The organism is Anaeromyxobacter sp. SG66, assembly GCF_022690805.1.
GTDB lineage: Bacteria > Myxococcota > Myxococcia > Myxococcales > Anaeromyxobacteraceae > Anaeromyxobacter > Anaeromyxobacter soli.
Genome location: NZ_JALCZC010000118.1, coordinates 1 through 12,559, shown reverse-complemented (window position 1 = coordinate 12,559; position 12,559 = coordinate 1). Strand labels below are relative to the sequence as shown.

Below are 12,559 nucleotides of genomic sequence, written 5' to 3'. Positions count from 1 at the left end.
GGACCCGCCTCTACCGGCTCGGCGCGGCGCCCCCGGGCTGAGCCCGGGTGGGCCGCGCGCCGCCCGTCAGGATGCCGGGTCGCGGCAGCGCGAGCGGCGGGGCGCGCAGCGCGAGGGGCTGCGGCCGCGCGGGCGTGGCGGCGAACGCGCGGAGCACACCCTCCACCGGCCGCCGCGGGGGAGCGCGCACCTCGAGGCCATAGCCGAGCCTGAACATGATCTGGGGCGCGCCGCGCTCCCCGATCGCCTCGCGCAGCCGGTGGCGCAGGTCGGGGAGCTCGATGACCTGGGAGAAGTACGACGCGTAGAGCCCGGCGCAGGTGGCGCGGAGCAGCACGCGCTGCAGCGCCTCGCCGGCGGCGATCCAGCCGGCCTCCGCGTCGTCCGGCGTGGACAGGACGAGCAGGGCCTTCGTCCCGATCGCCCGGCGCCGGTCGCGGTCCGCCTCCGCGCGGCCGGTCCCCGCGAAGCGCACGGCGAGCGGGTGCACGAAGGCGGCGGCGTCGCTCATGCCGTAGGAGTAGCCCGGCAGGCCGTCCTGGCGGCTCGACGAGTTGGAGCGCGTCCAGGCGGCGAGCTCGGCCCGGAACCTGCCGCTCGCCCACTGGAGCCGGTCGCCCTCGGCCACGATCTCCGACACCGCTCGCCGCTCGCGCTCCTCGACGACCCGCAGGGACACGTGCTCCCGGCGCGCCTCGCGGAGCAGCGCCGTGAGGAGGCCGTCCGGTGGCTCGCGGCCGTCGAGCGGGAGCCGGTTCGTGCGCCGCAGCGGGATGGCGCGGAACATGGCCTCGGCCTCCGGCGTGGACGCCCAGCGCTCCTCGAGCCGCACCCGCGCGACGAGGCCGTCCGCGCGATGGGCGGGCATGGTCTCGACCGACAGGGTGTGGCCGAAGTGCTGGGCGGCGACGCGCAGGTTCACGAGCGCCGCGCCGCACGCCATGAGGAGCTGCCGGCCATCGGGGTCTGCGGCGGGGAGCGCGCGCGAGGCGTCTGCGAAGACTCGGACCTCGTCCCCCTCGATCTCGAAGATCCAGGGCTGGGTGTTGTGGCGCGACGGCGCGAGCACCGCGTAGCGGAGCAGTGACCGCAGGCGATCCGCGGCCCCGTCGCCCTCGCGGAACCCTCCCTCCGCGGGGTGCCCCGCGTGCTCCCTGCGCATTTGACGCTCCGCGTCAGCCCGGAGCCGGGCTGGTGATACTGTGGCTATGCCCGCGCCCTGCCCCGCGCGAGTCCCCTGCCGGGCGACTCCGCCGGCGGTACGCCCGCGCCGCGCCGGATCGCGTGGTAGACCACCCGAGGAGGCCCGATCCTGAACGACATCCTCGTCGAGCTCGCCATCGTCCTCGCCCTCGTGCTGGCGAACGGCGTCTTCTCCGGCGCCGAGATCGCGGTGCTCTCGATCCGAAGGACGCGGCTCGCCCAGCTCGTCGAGGAGGGCAGCGCGTCCGCGCGCGCCGTGAGGAAGCTGCGCGACCGGCCGGAGCAGTTCCTCGCGACGGTGCAGGTCGGCATCACGGTCATCGGCGCCACCGCGGCCGCGTTCGGCGGCGCCTCGCTCGCGCGGAGGATCGCCCCTGCGATCGCCACCCTCCCCGGCCTCGCGCACTACGCGGAGGCGATCGCGCTGGCCCTCGTCGTCGCCGCCGTCTCCTACCTGTCCCTCGTGCTCGGCGAGCTCGTCCCCAAGTCCATCGCGCTGCGGGCGGCCGAGCGCTACGGCCTCGCCATCGCCCGGCCGCTCCTCGGGATCGCGCAGGTCGCCCGGCCGCTCGTGTGGGTCCTGACGCAGTCCTCGAACCTGCTCCTCCGGCCGTTCGGCGATCGGACCACCTTCACGGAGTCGCGCCTGTCCGCCGAGGAGCTCGAGCAGCTCGTCGACGAGGCCGGCCGGGCGGGGGCGCTCGACGCTCCGACCGCCGAGATCGCCTCGCGCGCGCTGGCCTTCCGCGATCTCACGGCGGGGGACGTGATGGTGCCGCGGAGCCGGGTGGTCGCGCTGCCGCGGGACGCGTCGCAGGAGGACCTGAAGCGAATGCTCCTCGAGGAGGGGCACTCGCGCATGCCCGTGTTCGACGGCACCCTCGACAACCTGATCGGCTACGTGATGGCGAAGGACCTCGCCGCGATGGCGTGGGAGCGGCAGCTCATCGTCCTCGACGACCTCCTCCGCCCGGTGCACTTCGTCCCGGAGGCGGCCAAGGCGGTCCACGTGCTGCGCGACCTCCAGCGCCGCCGCACGCAGATCGCCGCGGTGGTGGACGAGCACGGCGGCATCGCAGGGCTCCTCACCCTCGAGGACCTCGTCGAGGAGCTCGTCGGCGACATCTTCGGCGAGACGGAGGAGCCCGAAGCGCTCTGGCACACCGAGGCGGACGGCGCCGCGCTCGTCCGCGGCGAGGCGCCCATCCGCGAGGTGAACCGCGGCCTCGCGCTCGACCTACCCGAGGGCGAGGACTACACGACCGTCGCCGGCCTGTGCATCGCGCTCGCCGGCGCCGTCCCCGAGCGCGGCGCGCGGCTGCGCACCGACGACGGGACCGAGATCGAGATCGTCGAGGCGTCGCCGCGGCTGGTGCGGCTCGTGCGGATCCGGCCGAAGGCCCCGAGCAGCGAGGAGGACGAGGCGGCCGGGGAGTAGGCTCGGCATGGTTCGCACGGGGGCTGCGCCCCCGCTCGCCTACCCTGCGCCGAGCGCCCTCAGCTCCGGCGTCTCCGCCCGCAGCCGGCCGCGGGCGATCGCCCAGCGGAGCGTGTCCTTCACCATCTCGTCGAAGGGCCGGATCCCGTAGCCCAGCTCGCGCTCCGCCTTCGCGCTCGACACGAACGTGTAGAGCGCGGCGGCGCGGACGAGCTCGCGGGTCATCGCGGCCTGGCCGCCGCCGAGGCGGGCGAAGAGCTCCTGCAACCCCGCCGCGGCGAGCGCGGCGGCGAGCGGGATACGCGGCGGCGCCTTCACGCCGGACAGCTCGGCGACCCGGGTGACGAGCTCGCTCACGCGCAGGTTGTGGCCGCCGAGGATGTAGGTCTCGCCGGGCCTCCCGCGCAGGAGCGCCGCCACGTGACCGCGCGCGACGTCGCGCACGTCGCAGAACGACGCGCCGCCCTCCACGTAGGCGGGGATGCGCCGCCGCACGAGCGCCACGACCGTCGCCGCGGACGAGCCGTGCACGTCGCCGGGCCCGAGCACGTAGGCGGGGCGCACGACCACGACGGGGAGCCCGCGGGCGGCGAGCGCGAGCGCGACCTGCTCGCCGCGGAGCTTCGAGACGAAGTACGGGATGCCGAGCGCCTCGGCGTTGCCGGCGGAGGTCTCGTCGGCGATCCGCGCGTCGCGGGTCCCCCCGAGCACCGCGGTGGACGAGGTGAGCACCGCGCGCGCGACCCCCGACTCCCTCGCGGCCCCCAGCACGACCTCGACGGAGCGCGCGTTCGCCGCCATGAGCGCGTCGGGCGAGGCGCGGAAGCCGGCGAGGCCGGCGGTGTGGACCACGGCGTCACAGCCGTCGAGCGCGGCCCGGACCGCCTCCGGATCGAGCGCGTCGCCGCGCGCGAGCTCCAGGGGCGCGGCATCGCCCTCCGGCGAGGCGAGGGCCTCCAGCCCCGAGGTGTCGGAGCGCTCCCGCGCCAGCGCACGGACCGCGTGCCCGCTCGCGAGGAGCTCGCGGGCGACGGCGCCTCCGAGGAATCCCGTGGCGCCGGTCAGGAGGACGCGCATCGCGCGCTGGACGGCGGCGCCGAGTGGCGCTCGATCGTGTCGAGCAGCACGCCCAGCTCGAACGGCTTCGAGAGATAGCCGTTGACCCGAGGGAGCGGCATCGCGGGGGTGGACGCCGCCGCGGTCATGAGGACGATGGGGATGTCGCGCAGCGTCGCGTCCTCACGCAGCGCGTCGATGAGCTGCGCGCCGTTCATGACCGGCATCACCAGATCCACCACGATGAGGTCGGGGGGCGCCGCGTCGCGGAGCCAGCGAAGCGCCTCCTTGCCGTTCTCGACCGGCGCGACGGCGTAGCCCTCGGAGACGAGGCACTCGGCCACGCTGTCTCTGATGCCGTCGTCGTCCTCGACGAGGAGGATGGAGCGGTTCATGTTCATGGGTCGGGACGGGCAGTTATACCCTGCCCCCCGAGGGGACGGCCGGCTCCGATGGGGAACCGTGCACTGGAGCAGGCGATCGGCGCCCCACCCGGTGACACGCCGGCGTCCAGCGGGACGGTGGCTCAGATCTCGAGCGTGCTCCCCGGCTGCGTCTCGAAGATCGGGACGGCGGGCGCGCCTCCGATCGGCGGGTGGCCCGGTGGGAGCCGGGGCGCGGCGGGAGAATGCCCGAGCGGCTCCTGGGACGCGCTCTCACCCGCCGGCCCGCCGCAGCCGTGCACCGCCCGGAGCTCGCCCACCATCGCCTCGAACCGTTCGCGGGCGTTCGCGTCGCCGCCGTGCAGGGCAGCGAAGTACTCCCGGGCGAGCTCGGGGTCCTGCAGCATCCGGGCTGCCGTGAGCCCGGAGCACAGGTCGGTCTCCGTGCCGTGTGAGCGGCGGGCGGAACCGATAACGACCCCGAGGGCCAAGGCCGCGACGACGACGGCAAAGCGCTTCATGACCCCTCCCGGGCGAGGGGAAACCCCACCCCTGGAGATCGATGTAAGCGCGACCTAGTCTCGCAGCCCGGCTGCACGTGCGCCCGGTAGGGGCTCGGCTTTGCACGCTCCGTGCGTTCGCGGACGAACCGGACGCTTCAGGGACGGAAGCGTCTCTCGATGCGGTGGCGGAGCTGGTCGAGCAGCGCCTCGGGCGAGGTGCCAGAGGACGGATCCACCGCGAGGCGAAGCTTCGCGCCGGGCGCCACCGGCGCGTCGGCGGAGAGCACCCCGCCGCGGGATGTGCCGAGCGACAGCGCCTCTCCGGGAACGTCGACGCCGTACTGGACGAGGTACAGCTCGGCGAAGCGGCGGAGCAGCTCTCCGGCGGTCAGCCGCTCGCGCTCTGCCGGGAGCATCTGGAACCCGATCGCCGTGCCGGCGAGCTGCGCGGTCACCTCCGCGACGAGCCCGAGCCTGAGGGCGTGCGGCGCGAGCGCCTCGAGCCCGTCGAGCTCGCCGTATCGCCAGTAGCTCCGCAGGATGGCGCCGCAGCCGGGGCAGACGACGCCGTGGCGCTCGTCGAGCCCGCGGGTGCGGAGGAGGTGCTGCGCCGGACCGCTCGCGCCGCAGCCCGCGCAGGCCTCGGCCGGCCCGAGCGTGGCGAGCACCGCGCGCGCGAGCGCCGCGACCTGCTCGCGCTCGAGCGCGATGCGGACGCCTGCGAGGAGCTCCGCCTCGGCGAGCTGGACACCCGCCACGACCTCCTCGCCGTGGGCGCGAGCGCCGAGCACGAGGTGCCGCGGCAGCCGCGCGAGCGCGCGCGCGAGCTCGGGCGCGTCGGGCAGCGCCGGACGCAGCCGCTCCCACGCCGCGCTCCAGCCCTCGGCCCGCGCGATCGCGTCCGGCGGCCGTCCCCCAGCCTCCTCCGCGAAGAACGCGAGGAGCGTCAGCGCCGCCTCGGCCGGCGACGCCTGCGCCGCATCCTCGAGCTTGCGCGCGAGGTCGCGCGCCGCGGGCGTGGCGCGCTGCCGCTCGAGCCGCGCCGCGCCCATCCGCACGAGGCCGCCCTCCGCCAGCGGGTCGAACGCCCGCCGCGCGCCGGTCGGTCCGCGTCTCTCGATCTTCGTCATGAACGCCGTCCTCGCGCGCGCGACCGCGCGCGCCGCCGTGCCCAGCAGCCCGAGGCGGACGAGCGCGTCCGCGTACGCCGCGCGCGCCTCGTCGGCGAGCTCGACGTGCGTCTCCCCGAGGAGGTCCCCGCCCGCCTGCGCGCGGCGGCGCGACTCGGCGAGGAGCCGCGCCGTGTCGCTCCGCAGGAGCCGCTCCCGCTCGCGCCCGAGCGCCGCGCGGATCCGCTCGAGCGCGCTCGTCCGCCGGTCGAGGTGGGCGCGCCGCTCCTCGGGCGAGACGTCCGGGTCGAGCTCTCCCGCGCCGAGCCGCTCCGCCATCAGCTCGAGCGTGGCGAGATCGCCAGCCTCGTACGCCGCGTTCGCGCGCGCCATGAGCTCGCCGAGCCGCTCGCGCGCGCCGTCCTCCTGCGCGAGGTCGGGGTGGAGCAGGCGGGCGAGGCTCCGGTGCAGCCGCTTCAGCGCGAGCGCCTCGGGCTCGAGCATCGCGGCTGCCTCCTCCGCGTCCCCCCCGTCACCGGCCTCGCCCTCGCGCTCGGCTCCGTCGTCGTCCTCGGCCTCGGAGCGCCGAACCCGGGCGGCGCGCGCCGCCGCGGCGGCCGCGGAGAGCGGGCCGCCGGAGCGTCGTGCCCCCGCCTGCGGTGCCGTCGCGCCGCCGTCACGGAGCTCGCCCTCGAGCACGGCGAGCCGGCCCTCGAGGGCCTGGATGCGCCGGACCAGCCGCTCGGCGGCGTGGAGCTCCTGGAAGGCCTCTCCGAGCGACCGCTCGTAGGCGCGCGCGAAGTCGGCGAGCGTGGCCGAGAGCGCCTCGACCTCGAGGTCGAGCGCGGTCACCTCCTCGAGCGTCGAGCGGAGCCGCGCCTCGGCGGCGAGCGTGGCCGGGTCGGGGGCGGGCCGCCCGACGTGCACCAGCGCCGAGCGCGCCCGCGAGTCGCCCATCGGCGACCGTTCTATCACCGGCCGGCGCCGGCCGCGAACCGCCCCGCCTCGCTCGCCGGCCCGGGGCGCCGGGACAGCTGCCACGCGCCGTAGGCGACGAGCACGATCACGGCGTACTGCGCGGGCGTGAGCCCGAGGTAGCGCGCGTCCGCGTAGACCACGTCGCGCGCGCGTAGGAAGTCGAGCAGGAAGCGGGCGAGGCCGTACACCACCGCGAGGAGACCGAGCAGCCGGCCGCGCAGGATCCCGCGGCGGTGGAGCACCCACAGCACCGCGCCGAGCGACAGGAGCACGATGGCCTCGTAGAGGCCGAGGTCGTGGCGCCCGCCGTCCGGGAAGCGCACCGCCAGGAAGAAGTCGCTGTGGATGCCTGGGTGGTCGTGCACCGTGAAGCAGCCGACGCGGGCGATGCCCCAGCCCGGCGCGACGCCGAGCGCGAACGCGTCCCCGTAGTCGTGGAAGCGGATCTTCTTGCGCCGGAAGTAGAAGGCCGCGGCGAGGACGCCGCCGAGGAGCCCTCCCATCGACGAGAGGCCCTCCCAGAACTTGAGGATGCGCCAGGGGTCCTCGAGCTCCTCCGGGTGGTAGAAGAAGAGGTGCACGAAGTGCCCGGCGAGGACCCCCGTGAGCACCCCGACCACCGCGAAGTCCAGGATGACCTGAGGGTTCCTGCCGGTCTCGCCGGCGCCGCGCGCGGCGAGCTTCACCGCGGCGAGGATCCCGAGCGCGGACAGCACGCCGAAGGACTGGATGGTGAAGGGACCGAGCGACAGGCTCGGCAACTCGAACCACGGGATGAGGGCGAGCGGCATCGGGCCCGTGTTTACGACCGACCACTCGCCCGGCCAAGAGAAAATGCTGACCCCTCCCTCCCCCTGACGAACGCGGCCGCTCGGTGGCCTCCGCCAGCGGGCCCTCCGCGCCGCCCGAGCCCCCGGGCGCGTCCCGCGCAATTGTGGCGCCCCGCCGCGCCCCGCCGCGGTGGCGTCCCGAGCCCGCGCGTGCGCTATGAGCGGGCAGGGAGCGAGGGCATGGCGGAGATCCCGGAAGGCCTGCGCGAGCTCGCGGCGACGCTCTTCCCGGGCGCAGCGCTCGAGGCGGTCGAGCCGCTCGCGGCGGACGCGGCGGGCGGCGAGGCGGAGAAGGCGATCGGCTACGGCGAGCCGCTGCGCGTCACGGTCCGCCTCCCGGACGGCGCGCGCCGCCGGTTCGTCTTCCGGACGCAGCGCGCCGACGCCTTCGGCCACGACCGCCGGGCGGACCGCCTCGAGGGTGCGCTCCTCTCCCACGAGCTCTTCAACGCGCTCCCCGCCCACGTCCGCGCGCTCGACGTCGGGGTGGCGAAGGCGGACGGGCGCTTCCTCTCGCTCTCCGGGACCGGCGAGCCCTACCTCGTCACCGACTTCGCGGAGGGCGCGCTGTATGCGGAGGACCTGCGGCGCCTCGCGCGCGGAGGCGCCGCGCTGCCGCTCGACCTCGCGCGCGCGGACGCGCTCGCGGGCTACCTCGCCGCGCTGCACGGGGAGAAGCTCGACGACGCGATCGCGTGGCGGCGCGCGGTGCGCGATCTGGTGGGGCACGGCGAGGGGATCTTCGGGATGGTGGACGGCTATCCGCCCGCGGTGCCCGCCGCGCCGCCCGAGCGGCTCCGGGCGATCGAGGAGCGCTGCCTCGCCTGGCGCTGGCGGCTCCGCGAGCGGCCCGCGCGCCTCGCCCGCACCCACGGCGACTTCCACCCCTTCAACATCGTGTTCCGCCCGCCCGGCGCCGGCGAGGACGGCTCGGGCTTCGCGCTCCTCGACGCCTCCCGCGGCGGCAAGGGCGATCCCGCCGACGACGTCGTCGCGCTGGCGGTGAACTACCCGTTCTTCGCGCTCGATCACCCCGGCGCCTGGCGCGCGCTCGGCCTGCTGTGGCGCCGCTTCTGGGGCCGCTACCTCGCCGCGAGCGGCGACGCAGCGGTGCTCGAGAGCGCGCCGCCCTACCTCGCCTGGCGGGCGCTCGTGCTCGCCTCGCCGCGCTTCTACCCGCGCCTCACCGCCGCCTCGCGCGACGCCCTCCTCGGCCTCGCCGAGCGCGCGCTCGACGCCGGGCGGCTCGACCTCGACGCGCCAGCGGCGCTCTTCACGGAGGACGGGGCGTGACGCACGGGCCCGGCGGCGGTGCGGTCGTGTGGGTGACGGGGCTCCCCTCGTCGGGCAAGTCCACCTTCGCGCGCCGCCTGCGGGCGCGGCTCGCCGCCCGGGGGCGGCCCGCGGCGCTCCTCGACGGGGACGCGGTGCGCGCCGCGCTGCACCCGGCGCCCGGCTACGAGCCGGCCGCGAGGGCGGCGTTCTACGAGACGCTCGGCGATCTCGCGCTGCTGCTCGCGGCGGACGGGCTCGTCGCCGTCGTGGCCGCCACCGCGAGCCGGCGCGCCTTCCGCGACCGCGTGCGCGCGCGAGCGCCCCGCTTCGTCGAGGTCCACCTGGCGGTGCCCGCGGAGCTCTGCGCCGCGCGCGATCCGAAGGGCCTGTGGGCGCGCGCCCGGGCGGGCGAGGCGCCGGAGCTCCCCGGCGCCGGCCGCGCGTACGAGCCGCCCGTCGCGCCGGAGGTGGTCGCGACGGGCGGTGAGGACGACGCCGCGCTCGAGGCCGCGCTGGCGGCGCTCGGGTGAGACTCATCATCAGAGCTCGATCCCGACCCCTCCGACGACGCCGAAGGTCGTGCCGCCGGCCTCGTAGGTCGAGCGCGTCGTGGTTGCGCCGCCCGAGGACGGCACCGCGACGTCCTTCTTCACGAGATCCCAGCGCGCGAACGGCGCGCCGGAGAGGACGAGGCGCGTCGGGCCGAGCGGCAGGCGCAGGGACAGCGTGGGGCGGACGCCGACGTAGGGCAGCCAGACCGACTGCGCGTCGGTGCCGATGTTCGTGATGCGGTGCCCGCCGAGCTCGCCGAGGAAGTCCACGCGGACGAGGTCGGTGACGTCCCACTTGAAGCCGACGAGCGGCGTGAGGACGAAGCTGTCCGTCGCCTCGCGGAACGAGCCCTCGTACAGCGCGCCCACGTCGAGCCAGCCGAGGCGGAGGAGCGCGGAGGCGCCGTAGGTGTCGAGGTTGCCGTCGAGCGTGTCCCGATCGAGCGTCTCCACGCCGTGCTTCAGCCCGAGCACGTCGTAGCGGGAGGCGCCGCCCCAGACGCCGAGCGTGAGGGACCAGCCCGAGTTGGGGGCGGTGTCGGCGGCCGCGAGGCGAGGCCCCGCGAGGGCGAGGGCAGCGGCGATGATGAAGAGGCGGGGGGTGCGCATGAGCCACTCCTGTCGTCGAAGAACCACGATGTCGTCCGTCCCGGTCAGCTCCGCTCGCAGGGCGGCGGCGCCTCCGGGGCGTGATCCCGCCCATTCGACGGGATGGGCAGGCGTGGAGCAAGAACCGCACCGCCGCGCCCGGTTCGGCGGCGGGCCCGCGGCGCCGCTCTGCTATCCTCGCCCACATGGTCGCTCTCGATCCGGTCACGTTCGTCCGCTCGACCCCGCCGTTCGACGGGCTCCCGCAGGACGCGTTCGACCACGCTGCGCGCGCCATCGAGATCGTGTTCCACCCGGCCGGCACGCGGCTCCTCACCCGCGGCGGGGAGCCCTCGCAGCACCTGTACGTGATCCGCAAGGGGGCGGTCCGGCTCGAGCGCGAGGGCCAGACCGTGCAGCTCCTCGAGGAGGGCGAGATCTTCGGCTTCACCTCGCTCATCTCGGGCGAGGCGACGCTCGACGTGACCGTCGAGGAGGATCTGCTCGCCTACCGCCTGCCCCAGTCGGAGTTCGAGAAGCTGCTCGCGCACGCGGCCTTCGCGGGCCACTTCGCCTCGGGGCTCGCCGAGCGCCTCCGCAACAGCCTCGAGCGCTCGCAGGTGGCGAGCTTCCAGCCCGACCTCGGCGTCCCCGTCGCGACCCTGCTACGCGGCCGCGGGCCCGTGCGCGTCCCGGCGACCGCCACGGTGGGCGAGGCGGCGCGGGTCATGGCCGAGCGCTGCGTGGGGTCGGCGCTCGTGGACTCGGATCCGCCGGGCATCGTGACGGATCGTGACTTCGGGCGTCGCGTGCTCGCGATGGGACGCGGCCCCGAGACGCCCGTGGTCGAGGTCGCGAGCGCGCCGCTCCGCACCGTGCCGGCGGAGACGCCGGTGTACGAGGCGTGGCGCATCCTCCTCGACTCGGGGGTGCACCACCTCCCGGTCACGCGGGGCGGAGAGATCACAGGCGTGCTCTCGTCCACCGACCTCCTGCGCTTCACCGCGGCGGGACCCGTGGCGGTGATGCGCAGCGTCGAGCGGCTCGCGAGCCGGGAGGCGCTGCCGGGGTACGGGGCGCGCGTCGCGGAGATGGCGTCGGCGCTGTTCGCGGGCGGGCTCGAGCCGATCGTGATCGGCGGGTTCGTGGCGCGCCTCAACGACACGCTCCTCGCCCGCATCCTCCGCATGGCCGAGGCCGACCTCGGCGCGCCCCCGACGCCCTACACCTGGCTCGCCTTCGGCTCCGAGGGGCGCATGGAGCAGACGCTCCTCACCGATCAGGACAACGCGCTCGTCTACGGTGAGGACACGCCGGCCGCCCGCGCCTACTTCGCGCGCTTCGCCGAGCGCGCCATCGCGGACCTGCAGGCGGCCGGGTTCCCGCGCTGCCCGGGCGGCTACATGGCGACGCGCTGGCAGGGCCCGCTCGAGGAGTGGCGCGAGCGGTTCCGCGGCTGGCTCGAGAAGCCCACCCCCACCGCGCTCCTCGAGGCGTCGATCTTCTTCGACTTCCGGCCCGTGTACGGCGGCCTCGACGTGTCGATGCTCCACGCGCTCGCGGGCCGGGCGGCCGGCGCGCGCACCTTCCTCTCCGCCATGGCGAAGAGCGCCCTCACCTTCCGGCCGCCGGGCGGGCTCGTGCTCCGGATCCGCGGCGACGCCTCGAAGGTGGACCTCAAGCTGAAGGGCATCAGCTCGATCGTCTTCCTGGCCCGCGTCTACGGCCTCGAGGCCGGAGCGCGCACGTCCAACACGCTCGGCCGCCTGCGCGCCGCCTGCGAGGCGGGGCTCATCGCGAAGGACACGCTCGAGAACCTCTCGGAGGCGTACGGGTTCCTCCTGAGGCTGCGCCTGCGCGAGCAGCTCCGGATGATCGCCGAGGGCCGCCCGCCCGTGAACGTCGTCTCGATCGCCGATCTGTCCTCGCTGGAGCGCAGCCGGCTCCGCGACACGTTCCGCGCGATCGAGGACTGGCAGGAGCGGGCGGCCTACCACTACCGCACCGACATGTTCTGACCCGGCGCACGATCCCGGGCCTGCGACGGGGGTGCTCGCTCCTCGCGGCTCCGGCGTACGGAGGCAGTCTCAGGATTCGTCACATCTTCGGCTGCTGAACCGAGGGAGCGGCTTCGGTCGGCCGAGCGGCGCACCGCGCGCTCCGGCTGGGCATCGACGGGTCAGCACGCGCGCGCCGGAACGCTCCGGGCGGAGCACTGCGGGCGGCAGAGCGGTGAGCGTCACCGGCGGGGGCGCAGGGGTTCGGAAGCCCGGAAGTACGCGAGCGGCGAGTCGTCGCTCTGGCCGCGCGGCCATGCGACCCAACCCCGGTTCGCCGGAGGTTCTCCCAACTCCGGGCGGGCTGCCGCAGGGTCACGGCGCCCACATTCCCAGCTGCCTGACGGGACGCAGTGGCGCCACGTCAGCGCGCGAGAGCGACGATGGCCCGTCGCCCGCGTCGCGGCGGAAGCGATCCATGTGCTCGCGCCCGAAGGTGCTCTCTGCGTGAAGCAGGTCGTGAGCTCGGCAGGCGAGCCGAAGATTCTCGATCGTGGACGGTCCCCCGAGGGCGGCGGGCTGGATGTGGTCGAGCTCGAGCTTCCAGCGGCTGTTGCAGCGGCAGCCGTCCGGGCCGACCCAGGCGCA

12 protein-coding genes are annotated in these 12,559 nt (G+C 75.6%); 4 read left to right on the top strand and 8 right to left on the bottom strand.

Translation table 11 applies throughout. From position 1 onward, the window contains the following. Window positions 1-10: 10 nt before the first annotated feature. Window positions 11-1,162 carry a hypothetical protein gene (locus MNZ39_RS20755; protein ID WP_242341010.1) on the bottom strand — a complete coding sequence of 384 codons (1,152 nt, stop codon included), beginning with the start codon at window positions 1,160-1,162 and terminating at the stop codon, window positions 11-13. Between the two features lie 177 nt (window positions 1,163-1,339). Between MNZ39_RS20755 and MNZ39_RS20750 the strand changes: the two genes are divergently transcribed. Beyond that, the gene (locus tag MNZ39_RS20750; RefSeq protein WP_308197196.1) at window positions 1,340-2,641 is read left to right on the top strand and encodes a hemolysin family protein; all 1,302 of its coding nucleotides are present in this window, start codon (window positions 1,340-1,342) and stop codon (window positions 2,639-2,641) included. A 39-nt stretch (window positions 2,642-2,680) separates the two neighbouring features. On the opposite strand, the gene MNZ39_RS20745 is transcribed toward MNZ39_RS20750, so the two are convergent. The 5 genes from MNZ39_RS20745 to MNZ39_RS20725 form a co-directional block, all read right to left on the bottom strand. After that, complete coding sequence (locus MNZ39_RS20745) at window positions 2,681-3,718, bottom strand: NAD-dependent epimerase/dehydratase family protein (protein ID WP_242341008.1); 1,038 nt, start codon at window positions 3,716-3,718, stop codon at window positions 2,681-2,683. Then, window positions 3,703-4,092 carry a response regulator gene (locus MNZ39_RS20740; RefSeq protein ID WP_242341007.1) on the bottom strand — a complete coding sequence of 130 codons (390 nt, stop codon included), beginning with the start codon at window positions 4,090-4,092 and terminating at the stop codon, window positions 3,703-3,705. Before MNZ39_RS20740 ends, MNZ39_RS20745 begins: the two co-directional genes overlap by 16 nt. A 131-nt stretch (window positions 4,093-4,223) precedes the next feature. Then, window positions 4,224-4,601 (bottom strand): hypothetical protein, encoded by a 378-nt coding sequence (locus MNZ39_RS20735; protein WP_242341006.1) that lies wholly within the window; start codon window positions 4,599-4,601, stop codon window positions 4,224-4,226. Window positions 4,602-4,738: 137 nt separating this feature from the next. Then, complete coding sequence (locus MNZ39_RS20730; RefSeq protein WP_242341005.1) at window positions 4,739-6,649, bottom strand: molecular chaperone DnaJ; 1,911 nt, start codon at window positions 6,647-6,649, stop codon at window positions 4,739-4,741. 14 nt (window positions 6,650-6,663) lie between these two features. Then, window positions 6,664-7,461, bottom strand: coding sequence for a prolipoprotein diacylglyceryl transferase (locus MNZ39_RS20725; protein ID WP_242341004.1), 798 nt, complete (start codon window positions 7,459-7,461; stop codon window positions 6,664-6,666). Window positions 7,462-7,680: 219 nt separating this feature from the next. Here MNZ39_RS20725 and MNZ39_RS20720 point away from each other — a divergent pair, with 219 nt between their 5' ends. Together MNZ39_RS20720 and MNZ39_RS20715 are read left to right on the top strand one after the other, a co-directional pair. Continuing rightward, window positions 7,681-8,793: a phosphotransferase family protein gene (locus MNZ39_RS20720; protein ID WP_242341003.1), complete on the top strand. Its 1,113-nt coding sequence runs from the start codon at window positions 7,681-7,683 to the stop codon at window positions 8,791-8,793. Beyond that, window positions 8,790-9,305: an adenylyl-sulfate kinase gene (locus MNZ39_RS20715; protein ID WP_242341002.1), complete on the top strand. Its 516-nt coding sequence runs from the start codon at window positions 8,790-8,792 to the stop codon at window positions 9,303-9,305. The genes MNZ39_RS20720 and MNZ39_RS20715 overlap by 4 nt, the downstream gene beginning before the upstream one ends. 9 nt (window positions 9,306-9,314) lie before the next feature. On the opposite strand, the gene MNZ39_RS20710 is transcribed toward MNZ39_RS20715, so the two are convergent. Then, window positions 9,315-9,935, bottom strand: coding sequence for a hypothetical protein (locus MNZ39_RS20710; RefSeq protein WP_242341001.1), 621 nt, complete (start codon window positions 9,933-9,935; stop codon window positions 9,315-9,317). 185 nt (window positions 9,936-10,120) lie between these two features. On the opposite strand from MNZ39_RS20710, the gene MNZ39_RS20705 reads away from it, so the two are divergent. After that, window positions 10,121-11,932 (top strand): DUF294 nucleotidyltransferase-like domain-containing protein, encoded by a 1,812-nt coding sequence (locus MNZ39_RS20705; RefSeq protein ID WP_242341000.1) that lies wholly within the window; start codon window positions 10,121-10,123, stop codon window positions 11,930-11,932. A 354-nt stretch (window positions 11,933-12,286) separates the two neighbouring features. Here the strand turns inward: MNZ39_RS20705 and MNZ39_RS20700 are convergent. After that, the coding region (locus MNZ39_RS20700) for an HNH endonuclease (protein WP_242340999.1) at window positions 12,287-12,559 on the bottom strand (273 nt) is incomplete at its 5' end.

What these genes read in the sequence shown, in the direction of transcription:
- MNZ39_RS20725 (WP_242341004.1), bottom strand. Translation starts at nt 7,461, where the DNA reads ATGCCGCTCGCCCTCATCCCGTGGTTCGAGTTGCCGAGCCTGTCGCTC.
- MNZ39_RS20745 (WP_242341008.1), bottom strand. Translation starts at nt 3,718, where the DNA reads ATGCGCGTCCTCCTGACCGGCGCCACGGGATTCCTCGGAGGCGCCGTC.
- MNZ39_RS20740 (WP_242341007.1), bottom strand. Translation starts at nt 4,092, where the DNA reads ATGAACCGCTCCATCCTCCTCGTCGAGGACGACGACGGCATCAGAGAC.
- MNZ39_RS20705 (WP_242341000.1), top strand. Translation starts at nt 10,121, where the DNA reads ATGGTCGCTCTCGATCCGGTCACGTTCGTCCGCTCGACCCCGCCGTTC.
- MNZ39_RS20710 (WP_242341001.1), bottom strand. Translation starts at nt 9,935, where the DNA reads ATGCGCACCCCCCGCCTCTTCATCATCGCCGCTGCCCTCGCCCTCGCG.
- MNZ39_RS20730 (WP_242341005.1), bottom strand. Translation starts at nt 6,649, where the DNA reads ATGGGCGACTCGCGGGCGCGCTCGGCGCTGGTGCACGTCGGGCGGCCC.
- MNZ39_RS20735 (WP_242341006.1), bottom strand. Translation starts at nt 4,601, where the DNA reads ATGAAGCGCTTTGCCGTCGTCGTCGCGGCCTTGGCCCTCGGGGTCGTT.
- MNZ39_RS20755 (WP_242341010.1), bottom strand. Translation starts at nt 1,162, where the DNA reads ATGCGCAGGGAGCACGCGGGGCACCCCGCGGAGGGAGGGTTCCGCGAG.
- MNZ39_RS20720 (WP_242341003.1), top strand. Translation starts at nt 7,681, where the DNA reads ATGGCGGAGATCCCGGAAGGCCTGCGCGAGCTCGCGGCGACGCTCTTC.